This window comes from Chitinophaga sp., from assembly GCF_035761305.1.
GTDB lineage: Bacteria > Bacteroidota > Bacteroidia > Chitinophagales > Chitinophagaceae > Chitinophaga.
The window spans coordinates 1-14,097 of record NZ_DASTRI010000272.1 but is presented as its reverse complement, the minus strand read 5'-3'; the positions used below and the strand labels follow the sequence as shown (position 1 = coordinate 14,097).

Annotated in this window: 13 protein-coding genes; 5 read left to right on the top strand and 8 right to left on the bottom strand. The window is 47.8% G+C overall.

Going from position 1 to position 14,097, the window contains the following annotated elements; all coding sequences use genetic code 11:
* Positions 1-167: 167 nt before the first annotated feature.
* The 5 genes from VFS25_RS22935 to VFS25_RS22915 all read left to right on the top strand — a co-directional run bounded on the left by VFS25_RS22935 (position 168) and on the right by VFS25_RS22915 (position 3,872).
* Complete coding sequence (locus VFS25_RS22935; RefSeq protein WP_145717858.1) at positions 168-422, top strand: type B 50S ribosomal protein L31; 255 nt, start codon at positions 168-170, stop codon at positions 420-422.
* A 68-nt stretch (positions 423-490) separates the two neighbouring features.
* Entirely contained in the window at positions 491-1,666 is a 1,176-nt protein-coding gene (locus VFS25_RS22930) for a putative sugar nucleotidyl transferase (protein ID WP_326464517.1), read from the top strand.
* A gap of 75 nt (positions 1,667-1,741) precedes the next feature.
* The gene (gene tpiA, locus VFS25_RS22925) at positions 1,742-2,503 is read left to right on the top strand and encodes a triose-phosphate isomerase (RefSeq protein ID WP_326464516.1); all 762 of its coding nucleotides are present in this window, start codon (positions 1,742-1,744) and stop codon (positions 2,501-2,503) included.
* A 126-nt stretch (positions 2,504-2,629) separates the two neighbouring features.
* On the top strand, positions 2,630-3,241 hold the full coding sequence (locus tag VFS25_RS22920) for a 2'-5' RNA ligase family protein (RefSeq protein ID WP_326464515.1): 612 nt from the start codon (positions 2,630-2,632) through the stop codon (positions 3,239-3,241).
* A gap of 355 nt (positions 3,242-3,596) precedes the next feature.
* Complete coding sequence (locus tag VFS25_RS22915) at positions 3,597-3,872, top strand: acylphosphatase (protein ID WP_326464514.1); 276 nt, start codon at positions 3,597-3,599, stop codon at positions 3,870-3,872.
* 133 nt (positions 3,873-4,005) lie between these two features.
* Here the strand turns inward: VFS25_RS22915 and VFS25_RS22910 are convergent, their stop codons facing one another.
* The 8 genes from VFS25_RS22910 to VFS25_RS22875 form a co-directional block, all read right to left on the bottom strand.
* A complete protein-coding gene (locus VFS25_RS22910) occupies positions 4,006-5,127 on the bottom strand; it encodes a C1 family peptidase (protein ID WP_326464513.1) in 1,122 nt (373 codons plus the stop codon).
* Positions 5,128-5,359: 232 nt separating this feature from the next.
* Positions 5,360-7,462, bottom strand: a complete 2,103-nt coding sequence (locus VFS25_RS22905) for a M56 family metallopeptidase (protein ID WP_326464512.1) — start codon at positions 7,460-7,462, stop codon at positions 5,360-5,362.
* Positions 7,463-7,494: 32 nt separating this feature from the next.
* Positions 7,495-7,887, bottom strand: coding sequence for a BlaI/MecI/CopY family transcriptional regulator (locus VFS25_RS22900; protein ID WP_326464511.1), 393 nt, complete (start codon positions 7,885-7,887; stop codon positions 7,495-7,497).
* Positions 7,888-8,251: 364 nt separating this feature from the next.
* Positions 8,252-9,118: a sterol desaturase family protein gene (locus VFS25_RS22895; protein ID WP_326464510.1), complete on the bottom strand. Its 867-nt coding sequence runs from the start codon at positions 9,116-9,118 to the stop codon at positions 8,252-8,254.
* A gap of 267 nt (positions 9,119-9,385) precedes the next feature.
* Positions 9,386-10,027: a hypothetical protein gene (locus tag VFS25_RS22890; protein ID WP_326464509.1), complete on the bottom strand. Its 642-nt coding sequence runs from the start codon at positions 10,025-10,027 to the stop codon at positions 9,386-9,388.
* Positions 10,028-10,179: 152 nt separating this feature from the next.
* Entirely contained in the window at positions 10,180-11,049 is an 870-nt protein-coding gene (locus tag VFS25_RS22885; protein WP_326464508.1) for a DUF4249 domain-containing protein, read from the bottom strand.
* A 54-nt stretch (positions 11,050-11,103) separates the two neighbouring features.
* Positions 11,104-13,479 carry a TonB-dependent receptor gene (locus VFS25_RS22880; protein WP_326464507.1) on the bottom strand — a complete coding sequence of 792 codons (2,376 nt, stop codon included), beginning with the start codon at positions 13,477-13,479 and terminating at the stop codon, positions 11,104-11,106.
* 289 nt (positions 13,480-13,768) lie between these two features.
* Entirely contained in the window at positions 13,769-13,978 is a 210-nt protein-coding gene (locus tag VFS25_RS22875) for a hypothetical protein (RefSeq protein WP_326464506.1), read from the bottom strand.
* Between the last annotated feature and the right edge of the window lie 119 nt (positions 13,979-14,097).

Sequence of the window (14,097 nt, the reverse complement as noted above, 5' to 3'; positions counted from 1 at the left end):
CCGGGAGGCTAACCTGGGTATTCCGCTGCAATATGTGAACATGAAGTCGTAAATCGGGCAGGGGCTATTGGCTATTTAAAAATTTCTGCTTACCTTTGCCGTCCGTATAAATAAAAAATAACAATCAGATGAAGCCATCGTTTCGTCTGGCAAAAACAAATAAAATAATGAAACAGGGTATCCATCCAGAAAATTACAGGTTTGTTGTGTTCAAAGACATGTCTAACGGATTCAGCTTCTTAAGCCGTTCTACTGCTCCTTCCCGTGAGACTGTTAAATGGGAAGACGGCAATGAATATCCGCTGATTAAGCTGGAAATTTCCAACACTTCTCACCCTTTTTATACTGGTAAGAACGTACTGGTTGACACTGCCGGCCGTATCGACAAGTTCAAAAAGCGTTACGAGAAAAAAGCCAAATAAGCTTTTAACAAATATTTTCCCATCCCACTGGCTTTTGTCAGTGGGATTTTTTTATTTTTAGCTCCCGTATGGAGCGTAACTATATTCTTTTTGACACGCCCGCCCGCGATCTTTTATATCCTTTCACCTACACAAGACCTGTAGCTGCCTGCAGGGTTGGTATTCTTACTATACAGGAAAAATGGGAACAATGGCTAAAGGCGCCCGTATGCCATTTCACCATATCTTATCTCCAGGAAAAATATCCCTTGCGTTTAGGTTCCGCTAATACAGAGCATGTGCTTATTAACGGGCATATTGTACCCGACAAGGCGCTGGTTACCACTATAGCTGCCCTTAAAGCAGGGCAGGAGCTGTATAAGAACAACCACCTGCTGGTGAAGATTGTGCCTGGTAACGACCTTACGCTGCCTGCAGAAGACCGGAAGAACTATACCCGCCATGTAGCTACCATAGACCTGCCCTGGCACCTGTTTACCATGAATGATACTGCTATAAGGGACGATTTTGCCATGCTTACTGCCGGCCGTACATCAGCGCCCATACCGGCCAGCAACCAGGTAACAGCGCCGGAGCATGTTTTCCTGGAGCCGGGTGCCGTGGTAGAGCATTGTGTGCTGAACGCCGCCACAGGGCCTATTTATATAGGTAAAAACGCCCACCTGATGGAAGGCTGCCTGGTAAGGGGGCCGTTGGCCATGGGCGAAGAGGCGGTGTTAAAAATGGGCACCAAGGTATATGGCGCCACTACCCTGGGGCCTGGCTGCACCGGCGGCGGGGAAATCAAGAATGTAACCATGTTCGGCTACTCCAATAAGGCACACGATGGTTACCTGGGAGATGCTGTAATAGGCGAGTGGTGCAACCTGGGAGCCAATACCACCTGCTCTAACCTGAAAAACAATGCAGGAGAAGTGAAAATATGGATGGAAGCCCGTAAAGAAGCCTGGAATGCCGGCCGCAAATGCGGTACCCTTATGGGCGATTACAGCCGCTGCGGCATTAATACCATGCTGAATACCGGTACGGTCATGGGCGTTTCCTGCAATGTCTTTGGCGGCAATTTTCCGCCTAAGTTCATGCCTTCCTTTACCTGGGGCGGCGGGGACCAGATAGCGGTGTACCGCCTGCCGGAAGCCACCCGCGATGCAGCCGCCTGGATGGGTTTTAAAGGCCGGGAAATGACAGAGGCCGAGCGGAAAATATTAGGCGCCGTGTATGAAACCGTTGTTAAAAATGAGTAATTCAGAATAATAATTAATAATTTTCGGCCCCGATTCACCAGCGTAACCTTTATACTTTAATATAGCAACATCATCATGAGAAAAAAAATTGCAGCGGCAAACTGGAAAATGAACCTTACCCTTGCACAGGGCGAACAGCTGATCAATGACATTCTGCAGGCCGGTATTAAATTACAGGAAGGGCAGGAGGTAGTAATAGCCACCCCGTTCCCGTATCTTTTAAAAGCAAAGGCTTTGCTGAAGAATTACCCGGGTTTTTACCTGGCGGCACAGAACTGCTATTCGGAAAAGTCCGGTGCCTATACCGGCGAAGTATCTGCAGAAATGCTGCAATCTGTGGGGGTAGATTATGTGATACTGGGCCACTCTGAAAGAAGGGAATATTTCCAGGAAAGCAATGCCATGCTGGCAAAAAAGATAGATGTAGCGCTGGCCTACGGCCTTAAACCTATTTTCTGCTGCGGGGAGCCGCTGGAGATCCGGAAGGCAGAAACACAGAATGCTTATGTAGCCAGCCAGCTGGAAGAAAGCTTATACCACCTTTCTGCAGAACAATTAAAGCAGGTAGTGATAGCCTACGAGCCTATCTGGGCCATTGGTACCGGCTTAACAGCCAGCGCAGCGCAGGCACAGGATATGCACGCATTTATACGTGCGCAGATAGCTGAAAAATATGGACGTGAAGCGGCTTTAGGACTTAGCATTTTATATGGCGGCAGCGCTAAACCCGGTAATGCCGGTGAGCTGTTTGCCTGCCCGGATGTAGATGGCGGCCTCATCGGCGGCGCCTCCCTGGTAGCGGCTGATTTTACTGCTATAATATCAAAACTGGCTTAATGAATACTGAAAATGCACAGCCCGGCTGTGCATTTTTTTAGCAGGAAATGCTAAAAAAATTAGTAAATCTGAAAAAAGGTTGTATATTTGTGGTGTCAACAATCATGAAGCATAAAATTGTTGGTTATGCAAACAGAGATCCTATCAACAGCCGAAGCAACGGCGCTCTATGATTACCTGGTGGTGATTAACCCGGACGCCCAGATAGCCAGGGAAGTACGTAGCTTTAAAGAGCAAATAGCAGCACAGCTGGGTATTTTTACCAGCCGGTATTCAAAAGCGCATATTTCTTTATTCCGTTCTGTATTTCCTGAAAAATTCCAGGACGACTGTATTGCGCTGCTGAATGAAATTGCACATAAGCAGTCTGGCTTTACAGTATATACTTCCAAGTTCGATCACTTTAACCACGGTACGGTAAAGCGCACTATATACCTGAATGTAGCTAATCCCAAGCCCATTGCGGAGCTGCAGAAAAAAATACTGCAGCAGTTTGAGCTTAAGCCCAAAGATTTTAAACCGCATATTACGGTGGCCAGGGCTATCAGCACCGATGAGTTTAACCAGGTATACCCGATGTTTGATAACCAGCTGTTTGTACGCAGCTTTAATTGCACAAGTTTTTTGCTGCTGCGGAAACCTGCTGCCGGGGGTGTTTATGAGCTGGTGAAGGAGTTCACCTTTGGAGGAAATGAACAGCGGCAGCGGCATCGTACGCTGTTTAATTATGCTGCCTGAGGAGAAAGTAAATATTTAACCATATCTATATTGATACGCTTGAACCTGACAAGAACAGTAACCATGCGTACCGGAAAAATTAATGTCCCCTGTTAACCCTGGATTTGTTGTTAACCCTGCTTGCCATGTGATAGTAACAGTCAATACCAGGTAACTCATATGTTTGTGGGTTCTTGCCCCGCAGGCAGCCACCTGCATGCAAAACTATAAATGCGTGTACGAAGAGCGTGTTATGGGTAATGCATACAGGAAACGGTAATGGGTTACCTGGTTTGACCGGCAGGCATATGGCTAAAGGAGGTATATTCTTCGTAGTTTTGGTATTTATGTTGATGGTTAATCTTAAACATCATCCATGGCTAAGATACACAGGCAGATTATTGTAAAAGGAAAGGTACAGGGCGTTTATTTCCGGGCCAGTACCAAGCAGGCTGCAGAGCAGCTGAGGGTTACGGGGCAGGTGAAAAATTTGCCGGATGGCAGTGTATGGATCGCAGCAGAGGGAGAGGAGCCTGCCATGGAAAAATTTATTGCCTGGTGCCGCCAGGGGCCGCCCCATGCGATTGTTAGCAACCTGCAGCTGACGGCAGCGCCTTTACAGCATTTTACAGAATTTGAAATAGTACGTTAGGCGAATATGCAGCTATGCAAATGTGCAGCTGGGAAGAGCAGGGCGAATGCATAGTAACCTGTAAATGTGCCGGATGGCCTATGCTACATTTGCATAGCTGTATATACGCCTGATTAAAATTATAGTTGACCCATTAATTCTTCATAGCCATTGCCAACTTTTCTTTGACGGCCTTGTTCAGCGCTGCCTTAGGCATAATAACCGTAATGGTGTTAAGCGCAAAATAAGGCTCAGACACATTTACATAGCCGCTTAAAGGCCCGTTTGTGCCCCAGGAGTTTTTTACAATAAAGAAGTCTTTGCCTTTGGGGCTTTTACCCAGGCCGATAATGTGCATCAGGTGATCGTCCTGAGTAACCAGCTCCTCATACAGGCGTTGACGGTACTCCTGGGAGTCAGGCTGTTCATTGAGATCAGGGTTTATTTCGCTTCCCTGAACAGGGGCGCCGTTGGCAGGCGCCAGGGCATAGCCTTTGCCAGGCATCCAGCCGCGGTTGCTTACATCGGCATCCCACATTACCGTATACCCGTTTTCTACAGCGGTTTTGGTAAGGCTTACCAGCTCTTTCAGCGGCACATTGTAATAGGCGCCATTGGAGAAGTTATCCGGCACTTCTACGATAAAAGACTGATAAAAAGGATGATGGGTGAAGGAAGTAAAAAAAGCATAATCTGCCGGGTCAAACTTTACCACTTCCTTCGCAAAGGTGAGAGGCGTATAAGTATGCCCTTTATACTCAAAGGTAGCCGGCGGCTTGCCCAGGTATTGGTCAAGGATGGCGGTAAAGCGCTGCTGCCAGTTATCGGGAATAGGGCGTTTTGCTTTAAGCAGGCTATCGAGGTAGGAGCGCAGGTCACTTACCAGCTGGCTATGGTTATGTTGCGTTTGACCATTAATTAGCCCGCTGTAAGCGCTTTCGGGCATAGCACCATAAACAGCCATGGCGTGTATCACATCATGTCCCAAACCACCTTCGTCAAAGCGCGCAGCGCCCTGGCGGCGAATGTAGTTTTGCGCTTTTTCCAGGTACATGTTACGCACGGTGAACATTTCCGAGAGATCCAGGCTGGGCTGGCCTTTGCGCAGGCACTCAGATTCTACCAGGGAAGTAGTGGAAAAACACCAGCAGGTGCCTGTTTGCGCCTGGTTTTTTACGGTGGTGGCGGCGTTCTTTTTCTGAACAGTGATTTCATTGGTTTGGGCAGTTGCCTGTACGGTAAAAAGTACGGCGAATAGTATCACGGGTACACGCATGAGGAAAAAAGTATTTTATAATCCTAAAGATAGGCTAACTGGCAAAAATAAACGCCACTGCTGTATGAACGGCAGTAGCGTTAAGAACAGGCATGTTTGCAACTGGCGGATGCTGCAACCTCCCGTATGAATTTAATGGTGGTGGTGTGGATAATGGGCCAGCCCGGGTTAATATACCAGGCAGGTAACCGGCCGGCCAACAGCCGCACACTGCCGCTGTTGGCTTTGAATATCAATCCTGTATATTAATAGACATGTTATCTTTCTCGCCCTTAATATTGATGTTCTTTGCATCGCCCAGGTAAGAACGGTACTTGTCCATAACGGCGGCGGGCTGGCGGGTGCCGTTTATATACAGCTCATCGTTCCTTTTTTCAATGGAATAGGCTTTGTCGGTATCTACCAGGTTGTCTGCCGCCATTTTCCTTATTAGCTCATTGTAGCGGGCCCGGGTGGCTGCTGCCTGGCGTTTTGCTTTTTCTGCCTGGCGCCGGGCTTCTGCCGCATGAAGGCGGGCTTCTTCTGCATTTTGGCGTGCAGCGGCTGTATTGGTACGTGCATCGGCCATAGCAGCTTCCATTTGCTTCCTGGCTTCTTCACGGGCCTTACGCGCTTCCCTGAGGGCCTCCTGCTGCGCTTTGCGTGCCTCCTGGCGGGCTGCTGTTATTTGTTTGCGGATGGCTTCCCTTTCTTCCTGGGTGAGGGTATGGCGCTGGGCCTGTTGCATGCTGCTTTTTATAATGGCCTCCACATTAATGGCTGCTAAGGCGTCTTTGGCGCTTTTCAGGCCCAGTTGAACGCTTTGGTTTATGACTTCCGGGTCAATGGACTGCTGGCCTTCCTTAATGGAAGCATTGATCTCTTCATTGATCTTTTTCCAGTCAATGTTCTTCATTGATTCATTCACTTCGTCATTGATCTTTTTCCAATCAATGTTTTTTATTGACTCATTTACTTCCTGGTTGATCTTATTCCAGTCAATGGATTGCATTGCTTTCTGGGTTTGCTCATTGATCTTGTTCCAGTCAATATTTTTCATTGCCTGCTGCACGGCATCCTGGGCCATTTTCATCTGCTGCTGCATATTGTGGCTGTTTACCGCGTCTTCGGAACTGGCATTATCATCTTTGTATTGAGCATCATTTTGGCCGGTGGTATCAGCCGCATCTACACTAACGGGTGCTGCAGGCGCTATGCTGGTTTGGGCAGGTACCGTATCATTGTCAGCACGGCTGTTTACAGCAGCATGGCTGGCGGCTATTGCCGGGGTACTTTCTTCGGCAGCGGCTTTATTATCCTGTTTGGCAGCGGGCGTTATCCAGGCAATGGCGGTTAAGCCAACAGCAATAATTAATACGGCCATGAATTTCTGACTATAATTGAGATGGGAAGTTTTCATTTCCATAATGCGTTTAATGCGTGAGAACAAATGTTGTTTGTTATCTGCAGCGGCCATGGCCATGGGATTGGAGGTAAACCGGTATTCTTCCAACGCTACCAGGGCTTTGGCATAGTGCAGGGGCTGTACGGTATGGGCAACTACCATATCGTCGCAGCAATGTTCCCTTTCCAGGCGGATGTATTTAGAGATCCACCATACAAAAGGATTAAAGAAAAGGGTTGTTTCTACAATGGATTGGAAGATATTCAGTATATAATCATTGCGTTTTACGTGCGCCAGCTCATGCAGCAGAATGGCTTCGAGCTGTTCGGCGCCCAGGTTGTTGAACATGGCCAGGGGTACCAGTATCACCGGTTTCAGAAAACCCATCATAACAGGCACCTGTATGTGGTGCGACACCAGCAGCTTTACCTTGCGGGGTATTTGTAACTGCCTGCTTAACTTATGCAGGTATTGCTCCCAGGCAGTATCGGCCGGCAGCACCTGCTGCTTGCGGATCTGCTGCAGCTGCGCCAGGTCGGCAAACAGCTTAATGCACATTACTCCTACACCGGCCATGTACAGGGCCACCAGTACCGGAAAGCAGAACTCCAGGTTGGGAAAAGCCCAGGTCAGCTCCTGCTGGTTCTGATATACTGCAGGCATATGCAGCAATACAGGGGCCGTGCCGGCAGCAGCAGAAGCTGCGGCCAGGGCATGCAGCTGCGTAACCGCATCCAGCTGCTGGTACAGCGTAACCACGAACCAACCGAATATACCTGCGAGCGAAACAAAGGAGAGGTTATATTTAGCGCTGGCGGTGGCAGCGGGCCATAGTTTTAGCACAATGCGCAAACAGGCAAAAACAAGCAGCGCCTGCCAGATAGAGTGCAAAATGGCCCAGCCAAGGGCTGTTACCAGATCGGTAGTGTAGGGGTGGAACATAGCAGCCATGATTAATAAGATTTTATTGCAAAGGCAAACAGTTATTGTTGTTGTTGCTTTTCAATTTCATCCAGGTACTGTTTAATCTTTTCCAGCTCTTCCCTGGAAGATTTGTGGTTACCCAGGGCCTGCAGCACCAGCTGAGAGGCGGAGCCATTGAAAACAGTATCTATCATTTTATCCAGTAGCTGGCGTTGGGTATTTTCCTGCGATATGGCAGCAGCATAAATATGTGTTTTGCTGCTGGTATCTCTTTGCAGCAAACCTTTTTCATGCATGATCTGCATCAGCTTCAGGGTTGTAGTATAGCCGGCATCCTTGCTTTTTTCCAATATCTCATGTACTTCCCGCACGGTGCTGGGGCCTTTTTCCCATAATACCCGCAAAATTTCCAGCTCGCTTTCTGTAGGCTTTATATGTTTACCTGCGCTCATAATCAATGTAAAACTAAACGTTCAATGAATATACGAATATCTTCGTAAACAAATGTACGACAGTTTTCGTAAATGCAAAATGAAATCGTGAAAAGATGGGGTTATTGGCAAAAAAAAGGGCTGCCCAGGAAATTTTACAGGATAAGTGGTTGTACGTTCCACTAGCAGGTGAAGCTGCCGGTGTAAACCTTTCGGCCATGGGCCCGCGCAATGAAAGTATGGTATAGTAGGGGGATTTAACCTGCGCCAGGTGCCCCTGCTTATAGAAAACATATCCACGGCGGGAATGCGAACCGAGAAAAAGCAGGCGCGTGTTTGGGTGAGCGCAGCGGTATGGAGCTGGTGGCATAAAGTTTTACGGTAATTACCCGGCCTGTTCCCGGCGCAGCTGCCGGGTGGTTTTACGGCTGCCGTCGTGGCTCCAGCCAGGGGCATCAAATAAGTAGTGCCAGGCCTCTTTTAGGGAACGGCTGCTGCGCAGGTCTTTCCAGATGTCAACCCACTCATGGGTGGCAATGCGCAGGGGATTATAGGTATATATATTTTTAGTGAGGCCGTAAACAGGCCGTTCTGTTTCGGGGGTGAAAGTGCCGAACAGGCGGTCCCAGATAATCAGTACGCCGGCATGGTTGCGGTCCAGGTATTTAATGTCAGATGCATGGTGTACCCGGTGATGGGAGGGCGTGTTAAAAAACCATTCTACAGGGCGGGGCAGCTTATGAATGGCCTCCGTATGTATCCAGAACTGGTAAATAAGACTGATGGCCTGCATGGTCATTACCATGGCCGGATGAAAGCCCAGGAAGGGCATCCATATCCAGAACAGGAAGGTGCCGGTGAAATTGCCGGTCCAGGTTTGGCGCAGGGCCGTGGCCAGGTTATATTTCCGGGATGAGTGATGAATAACGTGCGAAGCCCAGAAGAAACGCACCGAGTGGCTTACGCGGTGAAACCAGTAATAGCTGAAATCATCTGCAAAAAAGCATAACAGCCAGGCCCACCATACAAAACCCAGGGTAAACAAACGGTATTGATATACAAAGGTATATATGCTGAAAATAATGGCTTTGGTAAACAATCCCAGGAAAACATTGCCTAGTCCCATGGCAATGCTGCTGGCCGCATCTTTGGTTTCATACAAGTCCTTTTTCTCAACGGCCGCAAAAATCACCTCTGCCAGTATCAGCAGCACAAAACCCGGAATGGCGTAATGTATAAGGTTAGGGGACATGTACTAATTTACGGAAATATCAAATGCTAAATGCCAAATGTAAAATGTAAAAGCAGGCGGAGGTATGCGGTGTGTAAAAAGTTGAATACTGCGCGCCGGTGATTAGTGGCAGGGAAAGCGGGGGCTTTAAAAGCAGCATGCCTAACGCATAATGCAGGCGGCGGATGGCCGTTGCTGGCGTTAAGCATACTGCAGCTGTATTTCGTGTTTAGTGTAGCCTACATTTCATCAGGCAGTTTGTATTTTGGATGATACATTCGTTACTGCCTAGAATTTCCCGGCTTTAATACCTACATGAAAGGCGCCGCCGCTCAGGTCACTATCCGTTAAGCCCGGCGTATTGGAACCGTGTATAAACCGGTAGCTGCCACCTACATTCAGGCGCAGGTAAGAGGTAATGTTTACTTCCACGCCTACAAAAGGTTCGGCTACGAAAAAGCCGCTGCTGCCGTACCAGCCATGATGGTCATCATCATCATCGTGCCATCCATGATGCCTTTCATCCCGGCCAACACCACCGCCGCCCAGCAAGGCGCCGGCTGACCAATGTATCAGCTTATCGGAGTTAAAGATGTACTCTGCCATCAGACCGGTGTACCACATTTGAATGTACTGGTTCTGCTCATCAGGTACATTCAGCTTGGGTGCTTTAATGCTATTGGTAAGGCCATAACCACCGGCGCCCAGCATCAGCTTATGGTTTAGCAACACGCCGCCCTGCAGGCCGGTAAGCACGCCCAGTTTGCCATTAACAGGGGTTAGCTTACCAATGGCAGTGCCATAGCCGCCTACCGTTATTTTTTTCTTTTCTTCGCTTTTGTTACCGAAAATTGATTCGATGTGGGCATGCTGCGCCCATGCCTGCTGTGCTGTAATCAGCACCAGCAGCGCCAGTACTATTTTTTTCATCTTGTCTTGGATTTTAAATTTTATGGGTAGGAGGAGATAATGAAGAATGAATAATTAATAATGAATAGCGCCTGCCGTATATGGTTGATAGTGTTAGTTTCCGTAAAGCCTGTCTGTTACGCCGTTATTAATTATTCATTCTTCACTATTGATTACTCAATAACTTTTTCTTTAAAGCTTACCGCTGAAGCGCCAAACCAGCCTAACATTTTCACCTTTCCGTTAGTGGTTACGTTCACCATGTTGGGCTTTACATTTTCCAGCACTTTAGCAAACAGCCCGCCACTGTTAAGCTGGTCAATTACCTGTTGTATAAAGTAGTAGCTGGGGTGGGAGAGGGAGGCAATGCGCGCGATCACTTTTTCCCCTTTCTGGTAAGGCTTATCGTAATCTGTGATACCTTCTTTTATGGGCTGTATAAACACCCACCCGTCTGCCACATCATCATTAAAGGCGCCGTTAATGGCGTATATATCCGTGTTGCGGTGCTGGCGGTCGTTGCGGTAAGAGCGGATCCAGTAATAGTCGTTACCACCTTCCAGGTCCTTGGCGTTCATGTAGGCATAATATCCTTCTTTGCCGCTGGCCGATTCATCTGACTTTTTAAACTCGTAAGTAATAGAGTCAATAGACGGTACGCGTTTAATGGTATCTGTTGCTTCAAAGGTTTCGCCTTTATATTGCACGGTTAGCTTATATACGTGGCCTACTTTACCAATGCTTTGGTCGCCACCCGGATCATATGAATAAGCGCCGTTGCTGAAAGCAAAGTTGTATGTTTTAGCGTCGGTAAGATCCTCCAGGGTGATAGTGGCATCGGAAAGTACCGGCGCCGGTGTGCTGTTGGTATAAGAGGTAACGGACTGGGTAAGCCGTATGGTTTGCGGGCCTGCTTCCGTGGTGATCCAGGCATCCAGCACCGGGTAGGTGGTGCCATTGGGCACTTGCAGGTCAATGGTATCTTCACAGGCGGTAAAACCAGCCACCATTGCTATTAATAAACCGAGGCGAATATTTTTCATGCGTAATTTTTTTGTATTTGTTATCGGCTGCATGGAACGTTGCTGCATCATCTTTTAAAATTTGAAATTGTACGTAATACCCGGCAGAATAGAGCCTATGATAGACAGGCGTTTGGCTTCTTTTTTAGAAGGATCATCGTCATTCTGCTGGAAGTAAATCGTATAGGCGTTCCTGCGAGCATATACGTTATACAGTGAAAACACCCACTCGCCCTGCCAGCGTTTATGCGGCTTACCTTTACGGGTAAACGAAAGGTCGAGGCGATGAAAGGCGGGCAGGCGGTAGTTGTTACGTTTATCCGTACTGTTGTAGGGAATATCCCAGTCCTGGTATTCCAGGCGGCTGTCTGCAAACGTACCGGGCGTGCCGGATGCATATACGAAATTGGCGGAAAGAGAGCTGCGTTTGGAGAAGTCGTGGGACACAACCACGTTTAAGTTATGGGTACGGTCATAACGGTTCAGGAACCATTCTTCGCCGCTAATGCCAGGTGTTTTACGCTCCGTGCGTGATAAAGTATAGCTTACCCAGCCGGTAGTGGCGCCCACCTCTTTTTTAGCCATCAGCTCTACCCCGTAAGCGCGGCCTTTGGAGGGCAGCAGGTCTGCTTCAATATACTGGTTCAGCTGCAGGTTGGCGTTGTCAATGTAATCCACCTGGTGAGCCATTTTCTTGTAAAACAGCTCTGCGCTCAGCTCCAGCAAGCCGGAGGGGGCATCGTAAAAATAGCCTAATGTATACTGGTCGGCCACCTGCGGTTCAATGTTATTGGTGCTGGGGATCCATATATCCAGCGGGGTAGGTGAGGCGGTATTAGACAGCTGGTGCATAAACTGCGTAGTGCGGGCGTAGGCTACCTTTACAGCATGGTTGTCGGTAATGCTGTACTTGGCGCTTATCCTGGGCTCCAGGTAATAATAACCTTTTATAAGCTCGTTATTGCCATACTCCCTGGAGCCGATTAACCTTCTGCGTGTGCCCCATGTAGTATCATTGTAGTAATAAGCGGTGCCTTTACCCAGGTACTGGTAAGCAGAGAAGCGAAGGCCGTACTGAACGCCGAACTTTTTGCTGGGCTTAAATTCATGGTCCAGGTACACGGCAGATTCCAGGGCGTGCTGGTCGTTCAGCACCACTTCGCTATTGGCATTCTCCTGGCTGCCGGTGCCTTTACCGGGTTTAAAAGTATAATAGATGGCCTGTACCCCAAAATGAAAACTGTTGCTGGTATTGAGGTAATAAGTGAAAGAGGGTTTTAAGCCATAGTTAATAATGTTGGAAGTCCACTGAGAGCTTTGGTCGGGCTCATTGGGCTGCTTATCATCTTCATTGCTGAACTTCAGGCTGTAATCGTACTTGCTGTAAAAGGTGGTCATGTTCAGGAACAGGCGGTTATTGAACACGTGGTTCCAGCGGATGGTGCCGGTGGTGTTGCCCCAGTTCATATTTACATCGTTCCCGAAACCAAATACATCACGGCCCAGGTAGCCGCTTACAAACAGCGTGTTGTTCTTATTCAGCTTAAAGTTGCCTTTGGCAGTAACATCGTAAAAATACAGCTTGGTATCTGCCATATCTCCTTTGAGGAAGGGTTTGAACAGCACATCTACATAAGAGCGGCGGGCTGCTACAATAAAGGAGGATTCGTCTTTTTTAATAGGTCCTTCCACGGCCAGGCGGCTGAAAATGTTGCCTATACCGCCTGTAAGGCCCAGGCGCTGGTTATCGCCATCCTTCATACGAATATCCAGTACAGAGGAGGTGCGGCCGCCATATTCTGCAGGGAAACCTCCTTTTATAAGGTTCAGGCTTTTAACAGCGTCCGGGTTAAACACGGAGAAAAAGCCCAGCATGTGTGTGGAGTTGTATAAGGGCGCTTCGTCGAGCAAAATCAGGTTCTCGTCGGTAGCGCCGCCTCTTACGTTAAAGCCGTTAGCGCCTTCGCCCACGGTGGTTACGCCGGGCAGGGTTTGTATAGAGCGCAGCACATCTACCTCACCCAGGAAGGTGGGCATTTTTTTCATTTGCGCAATATCCAGGCGGTTAATGCTGGTGTTCAGCGTGTTAACTGCTTTTTCCTGTTTACCGCTCACTACCACTTCGCTTAGCTGGCTGCTGGACTTTTCCAGCTTAATGTTCAGCTGCTGGTTGCGGGTGAGGTGAATGGTTTGTTTAATGGTGGCATAGCCAATGTAGGAAAATTGCAGCTCATGGTCGCCGGCGGGCAGGGTAAGGGAAAAGAACCCGTATTCATTGGTAACCGTGCCCAGGCTGGTGCCTGCTTTCGATACGGAAATACCAATGAGGCTTTCGCCGTTCTGTTGATCTTTTACATAACCACTAACAGTAAAACGTTGTTGTGCATGCAGTGTCAGCCCTTGCAATAAAAAGCATCCGAGCGACAATAGCAGAATCAGGTGTTTTCTCATATAAGATTTATGTATATTATATATGTGCATTGTAAGACGATGTTACAAGGGTTTTTATTTTACAACCCTGTATTAATTTCTTGTTTCGCATATATGACGGGGAGGAAGAATGGTACCCCTAACAGCCGGGAAAAATTAATTACGAATTGTTCAATTACGAATTACGAATGGGGAGATGCCGGCACATGCATGATTAATGTTGTAACAACATTCAGCCGGTATTAAAATTTAAAAAACGTCACCACAGGCAGATGACGTTTGGCATGTTTTACGTTTTAGTGTAGCAGCGTTAGTCCAGCGGATCGCAGTGATAGCCCAGCCTTTTAACAAAAGCTATAATGGCGTCTTCACCAACCTGCTGGCTCACAATGCGCAGCACCCGGTCGCAGTCGTCAATATCAACACTGCAGGCCAGCACGCTAAAATTGGCTTCTATAGCACCAATCACTCTTTTCTTATCATGTTGGGTTGCTATATTGGTCCTGAATATTCCAATCATGGATATTATCTTTTAAAGATTCGGAATATTTTTGTGCAAATTTGAGGTTTGCCTGTTTATAGCTGTTGCATTTAAAGGATAAAAATTTATATTAAACGGATTTTTTTATGCCTGTAGTC